At 71.1% G+C, this 13,555-nt stretch carries 17 protein-coding genes; 4 read left to right on the forward strand and 13 right to left on the reverse strand.

Features of this window, described 5'->3' with window-relative positions; genetic code table 11:
* Positions 1 to 80: 80 nt before the first annotated feature.
* A complete protein-coding gene (locus H9622_RS02920) occupies positions 81 to 740 on the forward strand; it encodes a TetR/AcrR family transcriptional regulator (RefSeq protein ID WP_318247009.1) in 660 nt (219 codons plus the stop codon).
* Between the two features lie 74 nt (positions 741 to 814).
* Entirely contained in the window at positions 815 to 1,627 is an 813-nt protein-coding gene (locus H9622_RS02925; RefSeq protein ID WP_191764073.1) for an esterase/lipase family protein, read from the forward strand.
* Positions 1,628 to 1,655: 28 nt separating this feature from the next.
* Here the strand turns inward: H9622_RS02925 and H9622_RS02930 are convergent, their stop codons facing one another.
* Together H9622_RS02930 and H9622_RS02935 are read right to left on the reverse strand one after the other, a co-directional pair.
* The gene (locus H9622_RS02930) at positions 1,656 to 2,123 is read right to left on the reverse strand and encodes a GNAT family N-acetyltransferase (protein WP_191764075.1); all 468 of its coding nucleotides are present in this window, start codon (positions 2,121 to 2,123) and stop codon (positions 1,656 to 1,658) included.
* 46 nt (positions 2,124 to 2,169) lie between these two features.
* Positions 2,170 to 2,511, reverse strand: coding sequence for an HNH endonuclease (locus H9622_RS02935; protein ID WP_191764077.1), 342 nt, complete (start codon positions 2,509 to 2,511; stop codon positions 2,170 to 2,172).
* 250 nt (positions 2,512 to 2,761) lie between these two features.
* On the opposite strand from H9622_RS02935, the gene H9622_RS02940 reads away from it, so the two are divergent.
* Entirely contained in the window at positions 2,762 to 3,685 is a 924-nt protein-coding gene (locus H9622_RS02940; RefSeq protein WP_191764078.1) for an aggregation-promoting factor C-terminal-like domain-containing protein, read from the forward strand.
* A gap of 43 nt (positions 3,686 to 3,728) precedes the next feature.
* Here the strand turns inward: H9622_RS02940 and H9622_RS02945 are convergent, their stop codons facing one another.
* The 5 genes from H9622_RS02945 to H9622_RS02965 form a co-directional block, all read right to left on the reverse strand.
* The gene (locus H9622_RS02945) at positions 3,729 to 4,442 is read right to left on the reverse strand and encodes a signal peptidase I (RefSeq protein ID WP_191764080.1); all 714 of its coding nucleotides are present in this window, start codon (positions 4,440 to 4,442) and stop codon (positions 3,729 to 3,731) included.
* A gap of 11 nt (positions 4,443 to 4,453) precedes the next feature.
* Complete coding sequence (locus H9622_RS02950) at positions 4,454 to 5,344, reverse strand: hypothetical protein (RefSeq protein WP_191764083.1); 891 nt, start codon at positions 5,342 to 5,344, stop codon at positions 4,454 to 4,456.
* Positions 5,345 to 5,380: 36 nt separating this feature from the next.
* On the reverse strand, positions 5,381 to 5,932 hold the full coding sequence (locus H9622_RS02955; protein ID WP_191764085.1) for a hypothetical protein: 552 nt from the start codon (positions 5,930 to 5,932) through the stop codon (positions 5,381 to 5,383).
* Positions 5,933 to 6,032: 100 nt separating this feature from the next.
* Complete coding sequence (locus H9622_RS02960) at positions 6,033 to 6,587, reverse strand: alternate-type signal peptide domain-containing protein (protein WP_191764087.1); 555 nt, start codon at positions 6,585 to 6,587, stop codon at positions 6,033 to 6,035.
* Between the two features lie 454 nt (positions 6,588 to 7,041).
* On the reverse strand, positions 7,042 to 8,853 hold the full coding sequence (locus H9622_RS02965; RefSeq protein ID WP_191764089.1) for a DUF2207 domain-containing protein: 1,812 nt from the start codon (positions 8,851 to 8,853) through the stop codon (positions 7,042 to 7,044).
* 43 nt (positions 8,854 to 8,896) lie between these two features.
* Between H9622_RS02965 and H9622_RS02970 the strand changes: the two genes are divergently transcribed.
* Positions 8,897 to 9,337, forward strand: a complete 441-nt coding sequence (locus H9622_RS02970) for a MarR family winged helix-turn-helix transcriptional regulator (RefSeq protein WP_191764091.1) — start codon at positions 8,897 to 8,899, stop codon at positions 9,335 to 9,337.
* A 79-nt stretch (positions 9,338 to 9,416) separates the two neighbouring features.
* Here the strand turns inward: H9622_RS02970 and H9622_RS02975 are convergent, their stop codons facing one another.
* The 6 genes from H9622_RS02975 to H9622_RS03000 form a co-directional block, all read right to left on the reverse strand.
* Complete coding sequence (locus tag H9622_RS02975) at positions 9,417 to 10,151, reverse strand: ABC transporter permease (RefSeq protein ID WP_191764093.1); 735 nt, start codon at positions 10,149 to 10,151, stop codon at positions 9,417 to 9,419.
* Positions 10,148 to 10,930, reverse strand: coding sequence for an ABC transporter ATP-binding protein (locus H9622_RS02980; RefSeq protein ID WP_191764095.1), 783 nt, complete (start codon positions 10,928 to 10,930; stop codon positions 10,148 to 10,150). Before H9622_RS02980 ends, H9622_RS02975 begins: the two co-directional genes overlap by 4 nt.
* Positions 10,931 to 10,973: 43 nt before the next feature.
* A complete protein-coding gene (locus H9622_RS02985; protein WP_191764097.1) occupies positions 10,974 to 11,264 on the reverse strand; it encodes a DUF4287 domain-containing protein in 291 nt (96 codons plus the stop codon).
* A 20-nt stretch (positions 11,265 to 11,284) separates the two neighbouring features.
* Positions 11,285 to 11,893: a TetR/AcrR family transcriptional regulator gene (locus H9622_RS16060; protein ID WP_191764099.1), complete on the reverse strand. Its 609-nt coding sequence runs from the start codon at positions 11,891 to 11,893 to the stop codon at positions 11,285 to 11,287.
* A 69-nt stretch (positions 11,894 to 11,962) separates the two neighbouring features.
* Positions 11,963 to 12,955, reverse strand: coding sequence for a DUF2804 domain-containing protein (locus H9622_RS02995; RefSeq protein ID WP_191764101.1), 993 nt, complete (start codon positions 12,953 to 12,955; stop codon positions 11,963 to 11,965).
* A gap of 121 nt (positions 12,956 to 13,076) precedes the next feature.
* Positions 13,077 to 13,544, reverse strand: a complete 468-nt coding sequence (locus tag H9622_RS03000; RefSeq protein ID WP_191764103.1) for an Hsp20/alpha crystallin family protein — start codon at positions 13,542 to 13,544, stop codon at positions 13,077 to 13,079.
* Positions 13,545 to 13,555 lie beyond the last annotated feature (11 nt).

Consider the following 13,555-nt stretch of genomic DNA (forward strand, 5'->3'; position numbering starts at 1 on the left):
TGGAGCGGTAGGCTCGATGTGGACACCGTATACATCGATGTTCACACCGTACACATCAACGTGGGGGCGATGCAATGGTCGTGCCGACGCGGGCCTATCATCACGGGGACCTCCGACGTGCACTCGTCGAGCAGGGCCTTCAGCTCGCGCGCACCGGCGGCCCGGCGGCGATCTCGCTGCGCGAGGCCACGCGCGGAGTCGGCGTCTCGCCGAACGCCGCGTACCGGCACTTCGTCGACCGCGACGACCTCGTGCGGGCCGTCGCCGCCGAGGCGCAGACCGCTCTCGCCCGCGCGATCCTCGAGCGCGTCGAGGCGACGCCCTCAGGGCTGTCCGCCGCGGAGGCATCCATCGAGCGCCTCCGGCGGGTGGGACTGGCGTACATCGACTTCGCCCGCGCCGAGCGCGGCTGGTTCGAGCTGGCCTTCGCGACGCAGGACCCGCAGCCCGGCGAGGGCATCGTGACCCTCGACCACGAAGTCGTCGCCCCGTTCCAGCTGCTCCTCGACACGCTCGACACGATGGTCGACACCGGCGCGCTCTCCCCTGAGCGCCGCCCCTACGCCGAGTGGGCGTGCTGGTCGGCCGTGCACGGCTTCGCCGACATCGCCGTCCACGGCCCGGTCCAATGGCAGTCCGCACCCGTCATCGATGCCCTCGCGGCGTCGGTCGTCGAAGCGGCGATCGTCGGGGTGCGAGGCACGACCGAGCCTGCGGGCACCGGACCCGCCGCGTCGTGAGCGGCCGCCGCATCCGCTCGCCCTTGCCTCCCGCCCTCCCGGGGGACGACACTCGGAGTGGACGAGGAGTGCGAATGACAGGTGACCGCCCCGGCGCCGTGCGGCGAGCGCTGTGGTGGGCCGCCGACTACTTCTACGCCGCCCGGCGACAGCTGACGGTCGTGTCGCTGCCGTGGACCTTCGGCCGGCCACGGCCCGCGCCCGCCGCCTGGTCGCACGGTTCGACGGGCCTGCCGGAGGTCGTGCTGCTGCCCGGGGTGTACGAGCACTGGACGTTCCTGCGGCCGCTCGGCGACGCCCTCTCGGCCGCGGGGCACCGGATCGTCGTGGTGCACGGACTGGGCATGAACCGCCGCAGCATCCCCGACACGTCCGAGCGCCTCGGGCGGCTGCTCGCGGAGCAGCCCGCACCGCCCAGCGGACGTGTGTTCGTCGCGCACAGCAAGGGCGGACTGATCGCCAAGCACCTGCTCGTCACCTCCGGCGCCGCAGGAGCCGCCGCCGTCGAGGCGACCACGGGCGGCGATCCCGCCGAGGCCGCGGCGAGCGCGACGCCCGAGACGGGCGGCCCGCCGATGGGGGTGCTGGGGCTGGTCGCGGTCGCCACGCCCTTCGGCGGCGCGCGCCGGGCCCGCCTGTTCGTCGATCCGAGCATCCGGGCATTCCTCCCGGGCGACGAGACCATCGTCATGCTCGGACGCGAGACGTCCATCAACGGGCGCATCGTGTCGGTGTTCGGACCCTACGACGCGCACATCCCCGAGGGCAGCGGGCTCGAGGGCGCCACCAACGTCGCGGTGCCCACGGCCGGCCATTTCCGCGTGCTCGGCTCGCCGAAGACGCACGCGGCCGTGCTCGAGGGCATCCGTCTGCTCGCCGCCGGGTGAGTGCGCCACGGTCGTCGCGGTCGACGGATCAGCCGGATGCCGCGGCCGGCCGCCACACGAGCGTGTGGCCCGTCGCCTGGAACGCCTCGTTGCCGGCGAGCTTGCCCGTCGTCGTGGTCTCGAGCACGAAGCCCAGCGCCTCGTAGAACGCCCGCGCGCTGTTGCCGTCGAGCACCTCGAGCTCGACCGGACCGGTCGCGCGGTCGAGCACGTGCTGCACGAGCGCGCGACCGATCCCCCGGCGATAGAGCGCCGGGTCGACGTAAGCCCACGTGATCTCGCCCGACGAGCCGGCGATGAAGCCGGCGACCCGGCCGTCGACCTCGGCGACCCACACCTCGTCGTCGAACAGCCCCTCGTTCTCGTAGGTCGCCTCGAGGTCGAGGTACGCATCGAGCAGTCCGGCACCACCGAGCTCGTCGAGGCGGGCCGCGTCGTGGATGCGGCAGATGTCGGCCCAGTCGCGCTCGTCGTAGGGACGGACGGTCACGGTCATGCGAAGTCTCCTGTCGATCGGGGGGCGAGCGAGTCGGCCGGGTGCGTCACGACCGCCAGGCGCGCAGGATCTCGACGTGCCGCAGCAGGAACGCCCGCTCGTCCAGGCGCTTGCGGCGCAGCCAGCCGGTGACCTCGTCGTTGCTCTTGCTCGCGTTGCAGGATCGGCACGCGGGCACCACGTTCTCGAACGTGTAGCGCCCGCCCCGCGAGATGGGCAGCACGCAGTCGCGCTGGAAAGGTCCGATGGTCAGACCGCAGTACGCGCAGGCACCCCACGCCTCGACGATGGCCTCCCATTCGTCGACCGTCAGGTCGTTGTCGGCAGCCGCGACGCGGCGTGCGCGACGGCGCGACGCGCGTGCTCTACGGGACTGACTGACGGCCACGCGACGAGCGTACCGAGGCTGCCGGACAGCGATGAGGAGGGATGCCGCGGGCCGCGGCATCCCTCCCTCCGATCTCCCTTCGGCAGCCTCGTGATCGGCCCTTTCCCGATCGGACGCTCTCATGGTCCGTCCAGGCTCCACTGCGGATTCGTCCAGAACGACGAGGCAGACTCGATGCTTTGCGTCCGACCCGAGGATGCCCAGCGCCGCGCTGCCGGCGCGCAACACCGAAGGATTCAGCGTTTCCCCCATGCCTCAGAAGCACTCCGTCGCGCCCGCGCGCGCACCCCGTTCCCGCCGTCGCACCTCGCTCCTCGTCTCGGCAGGACTCGTCGTCGGCATCGCCGGCGCGAGCGCCCTCGCCGCCACCACTCCCGCCTTCGCCGCCCAGACGGCCGCCGCCGCGCTCGCACCGGTGACCGCCGCCACGCCGGCCGTGCTCGCCGCAACCCCCGGCGCGACGACCCTGCAGGAGGTCGGCGAGGACGCCCGCGACGCCGTGGGCGCGGCGCGCGCCGCCCTCGCCGACGCCGGCGCGCTCGGGGCGGACATCGCCGCCGCACACCTCGACCTCGGCGTGGCGGATACATCGGTCGACACCTCTCCCCTGCTCGGCGCCATGGACGAGCTCGACGACATCGACCTCATGCCGGTGCTCCTGCTGCCGGCGGTGACCGAGAAGCTCGTCGACGCCACCGACGACGTCGAGGCCCGCGTGGGCGACCTGCGCGACCGCCTCGACGCGGCGCTCGAGAAGAAGGCCGCCGAGGAGGCTGCCGCAGCAGCAGCCGCCGCTGCCGCCGAGGCGGAGCGCAAGGCGGCAGAGGCCGCCGCCGAGGCCGCCCGCATCGCGGCGGCCGCGAACACCCCCGAGGGCGCCAAGGCGGCCGCACGCTCCATGGCGTCGTCGCAGTACGGCTGGGGCGCCGACCAGTTCTCGTGCCTCGAGTCGCTCTGGACCAAGGAGTCGGGCTGGAACTACCAGGCCTACAACGCCTCGAGCGGGGCCACCGGAATCCCCCAGTCGCTGCCGGGGAACAAGATGGCCAGCGCGGGCGCGGACTGGCAGACCAACGCCACCACCCAGATCGCGTGGGGCCTGCAATATATCGCCGCTGCGTACGGCACGCCGTGCAGTGCGTGGGGCCACTCGCAGGCCACCGACTGGTACTGAGCCGCACGCGGGGCTGAGCCCGCAGGGCACCGGGATGCGCGCGTCAGGCGTTGCGGGCGCCGGCCGGGTGCGCGTCGCCGGCGGCGCCACCCGGCTGCTCGCGCCGTGTGCCGCGGGCGAGGGCGGACTGGGCGCGCCGCCGGTCGCGCATGCCCACGACGATCGTCACGATCCCGTAGACGAACAGCCCCGCGACCACGATGGGCAGCGCCCACGCCCGCGCCTCACCGGTGACGACGCTGTTGATCCAGCCGATGTACGGCACCGAGTACCAGAGCTTGCCGACGATCTGCACGCCCCGGACCGGGTCGGCGTCGTCGGCGTCGTTCGCATCGCCGCGGGTGATGAGCAACGGCTCGCCGTCGGCCGCCGCGCCGATCCCCACGACGCGGTGCGTGACGACCTCGGGCTTGCCGGACTCGAGCTGGTAGGTGATGACGTCGCCGAGGGCGATCTCGCTGATGTCGGCGGGCTTCACCACGACGAGCGTCCCCGGCGAGTACTGCGGCACCATCGACCCGGTGAGCACGGTGTAGGGCTTGGAGCCGCTCACGAGCGGCACGATCACGACGACGACCGCGAGCAGCGCGACAAGGGCGAGCACGGCCCAGGACAGCGCGGTCAGCAGCATCCGCGGCACCGAGACGCGCTCCTCGGCGGAGGGACGATTGCCGGAGCGGGATGCCGCGGCCGCGGCATCCGTCACCGAATCGGTCAGCTCATCCGAAGGACCGCTGACGGCGTCGAGGGTGGTCATCGAGAGAGTGTTCATGCGCATGCCAAGCTCTTGTTGAAGAAGATCACGAGGAAGTACGACGAGCGGAACGAGAGGTTCGCGACGGCGACCACGGTTCCCTGCGCGTTGCGGACGGAGACATAGGTCTCCGCCGTCTCGACGCCGCGGGTCGCGGGGTTCGAGAGGGTGAGGGTCTTGCCGTTCGGCGAGATGCTCGCGGGGAAGGCCGCGCCCGTGTCGTCGCGGGTGACGGTGTACGAGCCGGACGGCAGGCCGCTCGGAAGCGTGAGGACGACGTTGCTGCCATTCGTGGAGCACGCGGCCCATCCGGTGCTCGCGATGGTGAGCTGGGCCTGTTCCTGAGCGGTCCAATTGTGCTGCGCCGCGGTCGCCGTCGTGGTGAGCGTCAGCGTCGGCGCCGGCGCCTGACCGGTGTCGCTGTGGCTGTCGGTGTCGGTGACGACGAGCTTGATGCACGCATGGACGGTGGCGCCCGGCGCGGCGGCGCTCGGCGACGGCCACGTCGACGCGGCGAGTGCGCTGCGTGCGCTGACGCCGGTGTAGGTCGCGTCGTTCTGGCACGCGGTGGACGAGGCGGTGAAGACGACCTGAAGGGTCGCGACGGCCGCAGGACCGAATCCGGATGCCGCGGCCACAGCCACGCTCGCGGACGCCCACGGCGTCGACCCACTGTTGACGAGGGGGGCGGCGTAGTACTGGGTGGTCTCCCAGCCGACGAAGCTCGTCGACGACGACGCGGAGGCCGGCGCGACCGAGAAGGGCGAGACGGCGAAGGTGCGCGCCTGAGCCGTGAGCGCGACGGGCGCTGTCGCAGACCAGTACGCGGCGGCCGAGAGCGGCGCGACGACGATCAGGCCGATCACCGCGATCAGCGCCGTGAGGATCTTCGCTCGCTTCGTCATTGGGGCCTTCTGGGTGAGGGTGGGCGTGGGGTGGGGTCAGGGGGCGATCTGCGTGCCGGTGAGCGTGACGCTCACCGCAGCGGACTGGCCTTGCGTGCCGTTCGGCGCGTTCGGGTCGAGGCTCTGCCAGACGCACAGGGTGCGGGTGGCGCCGACCGCCAGCGTGGTCGGCACGGCCACGGTGCTGGCCGCCGTGGTGGCCTGCCAGCGCCCGCTGTCGGCGGGCCACGCCGCGGGCGGAGTGGCCGCGCAGACGCCTGTCTGGACGCTGACCGTCAGGACGACGCTGGTGGCGAGGCCGCCGGTGGCGGTGAAGGCGGAAGCGAGGCTGAGCGGCACGTCGCCGGTGTTGGCGATGGAGCGCGCTGCGATGAGCTGCGCGGGCCCGCCGGGGTAGACGCCCGAGTTCGAGCCGCCGGTGCCGGTGATCGCGAGGGCCGCCTGGCCCGTCGACACCGAGACGGCGGGCGCCTCGGTGCTCGAGACGAAGGAGCTCAGCGTGCCGGGTGCGAGCACGACCGCGACCGCGACGACGCCGGCGAGGATTCCGGCGACCCCGAGCGGGGCCTTGACCTTGCTGCGCGGCATCCGTCAACCCGATCTGTGTGAGGTGTGAGTGGGGAGGTGGCGGGAGAAGCCGGGCGCGATTCGGGTTCGCACCCGGCCCCTCCCTGTCTGGGTGGCCGGCTCAGGACGCGCCGTTGGCGGTCTGCGTGACCGTCACGGTGGTGGCGCCGAGGTTCCAGCTCTGGTTCATCGTGGCGGCAGCGGTGTCATTCGACGCACTGGTGCCGAAGGGCCAGCTGAGCGTGAAGACGAGCTTGCCGTCGGCCGTGCCGCTCGCGACCGTGAAGGCGCCGCCGGCGATCGCGGTGCTGTTGTAGGTGCCCGCGACGCTCGAGGTGAGGTGCGCGGGGACGGCCGCGTAGCCGCCCCAGCTGATGGCGCCGGCGGCAGTGAGGTTCGTGCCGTTCGCCTTGGTCTGGAAGGGCACCGTGTAGATGACGGTGTCGCCGGGGACCATCTTGAACGAGGCCAGCGTGCTGGTGATGTCGGTCGTCGTGCTGCCGCGCTTGACCTGCCAGGTGGCGCCCGAGGTGAGCGCGACGTTCAGCTCGCCGGTCTGGATCGTTGCCGAGCTGATCTGCGCCGAGCCCTGCCAGTAGGCGAGCGACCCGCCGCCGCCGAGCAGCAGTGCGATTCCGGCGGCGATGGCGATGGTGCCCTTCGTGGACTTCTTCATGATGTTCCCCCCAAGGGATGTGTGCGGGTCTGAGGCCCGTCTGGTCTGGGGCTCTGCGGTGTTGCGCGGCCTGATGGGAACAGTCTGGAAAAGCGACCGCGTCGTTCACGCACGGGAACCGCAACGTTTCCGCAAGAGAACCCCGAGGGTTCGGGCGAAGCGCAAGACGGAGGGCGGTGATTGCCCAGGAGCGGGATCGCGCGGGGTTCCGGCGCGTTCTGGGGCGGATTCGGCGACCCCGAGATCAATCACGAAAAGATAACGCCGAACCCTTGTCGCCGTTACCTTCTCGTTATAGAGTGCTCTCAACGGTCAGCTGTTTTGCTGTGGCAGCTGCCGGCATGTGATTGCAGGACACTCTTGGTGCAAGGGACAAGGGCCGGTCGGTAGCCTCTCCGACCGGCCCTTACTCTCGCCCGCTCCGGGTTCTCGGCGAGATCGCTCGCGGCTCGGGTCAGACGCCCCCGCCGCCTCCGCCGCCTCCTCCGCCGCCGGCCGAGCCCCCGCCGCTCGAACCCCCCGACGTCGACGACGACGAGGCCGTACTCGACGAGAGCGTCGAGATGCCCGTCGAGAACGCGGCTGCGTTGAAGCCGCTCGAACCGGAGTACCACCCTGGCGAGTTGCCCTCGCCGTAGAGCACGGCGAGCTCGCGCGCCCATTCCTTCTCCTGCCCGAAGACGACGGCATACGGCAGCAGACTCTCGTACAGGCGCAGCATCTCCCGAGGATCGGTCGTGTCGACCTGCACGCGCTCCGCACCCCGCGGCGACTGGAGCATGCGGATCCGGTCGGCTTCGGCCCACTCGATGAACAGCTTGAGACCGGCGAGGTGATCGCGCGTCTCCGCGCCGGCGGCCGTCAACGGCTTGCGCGCGACCATGCCTCCGACGATGACCGTCACGAGCACCGAAGCGATGATCAGCACGATGGGCACCCATGGGGTCACCATCGCCTCCAGCGCGGCGAAGCCGGTCAGGAAGACGACCACGGTCGCGGCGATCGCCGCCAGAAGGGGCCACACCCGCACCCGGGCCGGCACCGGGCGCCGCAAGCCGCGGTTCACGAGCTCCTGGTTCGCCGCTTTCAGGATGCTCTGCGCCGCGGACGAGAAGCGCGTGTCGGAGCGACCGAACTCGAACTGCTCACCGACCATCCCCGACGGGAAGAGGCCGTCGAGCAGCATCCGTCCGTCGCCGTCCGCCCGCGACGGGTCGACCAGTTCGGCGCGCAGCTTCACGCCGCCGAACATCCGTCGCTCGCCTTCGACGATGCGGATGCTGCCCACCACCGCCTGCTCGAGCACTTCGGCGGGAATCGCCTTGGTCACGAGGCCCAGCAGCACCGCGCTCTCGAGTGCGTCGACGGCGCGGGGCGGCGTGTACTCGGCGATGATCACCGGCCGGCCGGGCTCGTCGCGCAGGTGACGCGCCCGCGTCACGCCGGCGAACACCGCCGCGGCACCGACGCCGAGTGCTGCGATCCCCTGCAGCCACCCCCACGGCGACGCGAGCGGCGAGGGGTCGAACGCGGTGAACGTGCCGGCCTCGAACCCGATCGCGACAGTCATCGTCTGATAGGGAGCAACAGGAGAAGCGGATGCCTCGACCGCGCCGTCGACCACCGCGATGGGGCAGGTCTGGGTGGAGCCCTCGTAGCCGACGTAACAGGCCTGCGCGCCCGTGAGCCGATCGGCGAGCGTTGCCGGCATCGTGACCCGAGCGCTCACTCGGCCGAACGGCTGCTGCCACTCGGTGCCGTTGACGTTCCAGTAGAACTCGTCCGCGCCCGTGTCGTCGAAGAACCGCGTGACGTTCTGCAGCGTGTAGGTGAAGACGTACGTCTGACGGCCGTGGACGTAGTCGCCGGCGCGCGACGTCATGACGTAGTAATCGTCGGCCGACTCCACCTCGCTCTCGCGCCGCGCCCCATCGCCGTCGGTGATCGACACGAGCTCCGGATGCAGCGGAGCGCCGAGGTACGAATCGGGGATCCGCCGCTGCATCCCGCGGTTCTGGTCGACGTCGGGGAAGACGGCGACGAACCGCTCGACGACGGTGAGCATGCTCGTGCCGTCCTCAGCCCGGTCGAGTCGATACTCCACGTCGAGGCTCTCGAACGAGAAGTCGTTGACGTCGGCGCGCGCGGGCGACCCCCCGATCCCGGCGACGATCGCGCCGGCGCCGAGCAGGAGCGCGAGCAGCCAGACCGCGAGCGCGCGTCCGACCGGACGCGCCACCCGGGACACGGATGAGACAGTCCCCATGCGCCCCAGCCTAGGGGTCGGCTTTGGTCGTACTCTTGTCGTCATGACGGACCGCCGCCTCGCCATCGACGCCTGGGAGAGCCTGTTCCGGGCACAGCACGAGGTGTTCGGCGACATCAATCAGGACTTCCACGACGACACCCTGAGCCAGGCCGAGTACGACGTCCTGCTCACCGTGACGCGCGGGGAGAACATGACCGCGCGCCTGCGCGACGTCACTGCGAACATGCTCATCAGCCAGCCGAGCGTGTCGAGGCTCGTCGAGCGCATGGCGACGCGCGGCCTCATCGAGAAGTGCGCCGACCCCGACGACGGCCGCGGCGCCCTGGTGCGCGCGACGGACGCCGGAGCCGCGACCTTCCGCAAGCTCGCGAGCGCGCACGGCAGGGCGATCGCCGAGCGGATGTCGCTGCTCAGCGACGAAGAACTGGCGCAGCTGCGCGACCTCACCGCCAAGCTCCGCACCCGCCTCCCCGGGACCTGACCCACCCCGCCGATCGAGTGCGCGTGCAGCGCCCACCCCGCTGATCGAGTGCGCGCGAAGCGCGTGTATCGAGATCCCCCTACGGGGTGCGCCGGCGGAGGGTCAACGAGGCGAGGATCAGCGAACCGACCAGGAACGCCCCCACCACGAGCAGCGGGCCGTACACGTCCCACCCCTCGTCACCCGCGGTCACCGCGTTGATCGCGTCGATCGCGTAGCTCAGCGGCAGCACGTTCGAGATCGCGTACAGCGCCTCGGGCATGTCCTCGCGAGGCATGAACAGCCCGCCCAGGAGGATCTGCGGGAAGACGATCAGCGGCATGAACTGCACCGCCTGGAACTCGGTGCGGGCGAACGCGCTCGCCAGCAGCCCGAGGGCCATCCCCAGCACGGCGTCGGTCACGGCGACGAGCCCGAGCTGCCAGACCGGGCCATCCGTGTCGAGACCGCACACCCACACGGCGAACGACACCGTCACGACAGCCTGCAGCATCGCCATGAGCCCGAAGGCGAGCGCATACCCGACGATGAAGTCCGCCTTGCCGAGCGGGGTGGTCATCAGCCGCTCGAGGGTTCCCGACCGGCGCTCCCGCAACGTGGTGATCGACGTGATCAGGAACATGATGATGAAGGGGAAGAGCGCCAGGATCGGCGGCCCGTAGATGTCGAAGACGCCCTCCTGGTCACTGAAGAGCCACGCGAACAGCCCCACGAGCAGGCTCGGCGCCACGAGCATGAGCGCGATCGAGCGAGGGTCGTGACTCAGCTGACGGAGGATCCGTGCGGCCGTCGCGAGCGTGCGCACGCCCTTCATCCGCCCGGCTCCTCTCGCGCCTCTCGCCGGGTCGACGGCGGGTGCTCAGCCGCGCCCGTGGCATCCCGCTCGATGAGCGCGAGGAATGCGGCATCCGGATCCGTCTCTCCTGTGTCGGCGATCAGCCCCTGCGGGGTGGTGTCGGCGATGATGCGCCCCGCCCGCAGGAGGATGAGCCGATCGCAGCGCAGCGCTTCGTCCATCACGTGACTGCTGACGAGGATCGTGGCGCCGGTCTCGGAGATGCCGCGGAACATGTCCCAGAGCTCGGCCCGCAGCACGGGGTCGAGGCCGACGGTCGGTTCGTCGAGCACGATGAGTTCCGGCGCCCCGAGCATCGCGACCGCGAGCGATACGCGACTCTCCTGCCCACCGCTCAGCGAATCGACGGTCTGCTTCGCCTGGCCCTCCAGCCCGACCTTCTCGATCACGCGTCGCACGTCGGACCGCGGCGCTCCGATCACGCGCGCGAAGTAGCGGAGGTTCTGCTCGATCGTCAGGTCGCCGTACACCGACGCGGCTTGCGTGTCGTACGCGACCCGACGGCGCTGCGCCGCCGTTCCCGCGGGTGATCCGAGCACCGCGACCGTGCCGCCCGCCACCTTCTGCACGCCCACGATCGCCCGCATGAGCGTGGTCTTGCCGGAGCCCGACGGGCCCATCAGCCCGGTGATCTGCCCGCGCGGGATGTCGAAGTCGAGGCCGCGGAACACCTCGGTCGAGCCGCGGCGCACCCGCAAACCGCGCACCTCGACGGCGTGGCCCGGCACGTTATTCATCACACGATGAATTATTCGCCCGGCCCCGCCCGGCCGTCAAGGGCTAGGAGCTCGGATTGGTCGCCTTGCCGTCGAGCCAGAGCATGTCGGACGGATCGGAATGCGCGGTGCCGGTACCCACGTGCTTCGCGCTGATCTGCGGCCCCTTGGTGATGACGTGCACGAGGGCCATGGCGTGACCGCGCCCGAGCCCGTAGTCCTCACCCAGCCACGTCACGATCTCCCCCGCCTTGGTGCCGGGACCGAAGCCCTTCTCGGACGCGAGCTCGATGAACTGGCGCGGCGTGAGCCCCGTCTTCTCCTCGACGTTGTCGAGATATGCCTGGAACGTCATGTCTTCCTTCCGTGTCGTCGTCAGTCGTACAGGTAGTGCTGCACGGTCGGGCCGACGCGCTCGACGATGTCGTCGGGGGATGCCTCGGCCAGCGCCGGCAGGCGCAGCACATAGCGCGCGATCAGCATGCCCGCGATCTGCGACGCCGCGAGGGTCGCGCGGAGCTCTGCGTCGGGCACGTCGAGCGTCCGGGCGATGCGCCCGATCAGCTCTCGCGAGAGGAACCCCGCGACGAGGGGTGTCGTGAGCTTGTTGCCGATCGCCGTCCGCAGCAGCGCCACGCCGCGTCGCCGCGCCTCGGGCACCTCCCATGTCTCGAGCACGTAGCGCACGATGCGCTCGCCCACCTCGTCGCGCGGGCCCGCGAGGATCTCGGGCAGCGCGAGGTCGGGCCGCATCGGCGCGTCGATGACGGCGCCGAACAGGTCGGCCTTGGTGCCGAAGTGGTGGTGGATCAGCGCCGAATCGACGCCCGCGCGCGCGGCGATCCCGCGGATCGTCGCGCCGTCGTAGCCGGCGCCGCCGAACTCCTCGATCGCCGCCGCGAGGATGCGATCCCGCGCATCCGACTCGCCGGCCCGGGGTCGACCGCGGCGCCGCTTCGGCGCGGGAACGACGTACTCCACCACGCGCTCAGCCTACGACCGCCCCTCCGACGTGGGCCACCGCGACGGAGAGCGCCGAGCGGCGGCACCCGCTCACCAGCGGTTGTGCACCTCTTCCGCCCAGCCGACGATGCCGTCGAACGCGATCTCTTCGCCCTCGGCGGTGCGGAACGAGCCGCTCCACGTTCCGAAGCACTGATCGGTGCTCGATGCGACGACGCCGAGATCGGTGCGAGTGCGCTTGTTGTAGAAGGGGACGAAGGATGCCTCGAGCCCGCCGCCCGACACGCGCCAGGGCTGGCGCCAGCGCCAGAGGTCGTAGTCCCAGGTGAGTTCGTCGTGGATCTTGTGCAGCCGGCCGTCGATGAGCATCGAGTTCTCGGTCGATCCCGTTCCCTCGGTCCACTTGCCGCCGACCTGGATGCCGATGATCCGGTCGCCGGAGATGCCGGAGCCCGCTCCCCAGTTCCAGCGGATGTCGTAGGGCCAGCGGCCGCGGCCGTGGTCGAGCACGGCCCAGGACTCGCCGGCCGGCACGTCGAACACCTCGCCGTCGAACGCGACGCGTCCCGACGCCGGCCGCGCGACATCCTTCACGGTGTACTGGAACCGAAGCGTGCTCCACGGCACGACGACGGCCAGGCGCTCGTGGCCCTCCGGCAGCTCGGCGACGACGTCGAACGACGCGCGGTGGGTCGCAGCACGCAGCCGGGTGCCGCCGTCGACCTCGTCGATGTCGATTGCGAGGTCCTTCGCCCGCGCTCGGGACGGCCCCTGTTCGAGGCTCGACGCCAGCGTCGCCCGGCCGAGCACGGCCGAGACGTTCGTGCCGATCGCGCGCTGCGACGCCCGGTCGAACACCCACACCTCGCTGACAGCGGCGTAGTCGATCGACGACACCGTCAGCGCCATGATGTGCGTCGGCGTGATGACGTTCCAGTACTCCCAGCGCTTGTTGCGGCCCCATCCGCGTCCGATCCCGCGGGTGTCGACGAGCGGCTTCCTGGCCCATCCGATCGCATCGGGATTCAGCGCGCCGTTCGGCAGCGTCAACGGCACCGGGGTGGTCAGTTCGCGTTCGGACACGGCTCGATCCTAGGCACGCACGACACCGCCCCGCGGCCGGAGGGCTGCGGGGCGGTGTTCGGGTTCAGGCCACCGGGTCACCGGGTCACCGGGGTCACCCGGGTCGCCGGGGTCACCGGGGTCACTGCTCGATCGGCTGCGGCTCCTCGCGGCTCTCCTGAGCGGTGATGGTCTGCGCCCCGGCGCCGGCTCCGGCGCTGGAGCGGACCTCGATCTTGCGGGGCTTGGCCTTCTCGCTGACCGGGATCGTGACGCTCAGCACGCCGTTGCTGTAGTCGGCGGTGATGCTGTCGGTGTCGATGCCCTGACCGAGGTTGAGCTGCCGAAGGAAGCTCACGGCCTCGCGCTCGCGGGTGATCCACTTCACACCCTCACCGGTGGTGAGCGACCGCTCGGCGCGGATCGTCAGCAGCTGACCATCGACGTCGATGTCGACCGAGCCGGGGTCGATGCCCGGCATGTCGGCGGTCAGAACGTAGTGGTCGCCGTCGCGGTAGAGGTCCATCGGCATGCGGCGGGGTCCGCGACGCCCCTCCATGAGGCTCGACGCGAGGCGGTCGAAGTCGCGGAACGGGTCGTAAGTGGCCATTGTCTACTCCT

The sequence above is a fragment of the Microbacterium gallinarum genome, from assembly GCF_014837165.1.
Taxonomy (GTDB): Bacteria; Actinomycetota; Actinomycetes; order Actinomycetales; family Microbacteriaceae; genus Microbacterium; species Microbacterium gallinarum.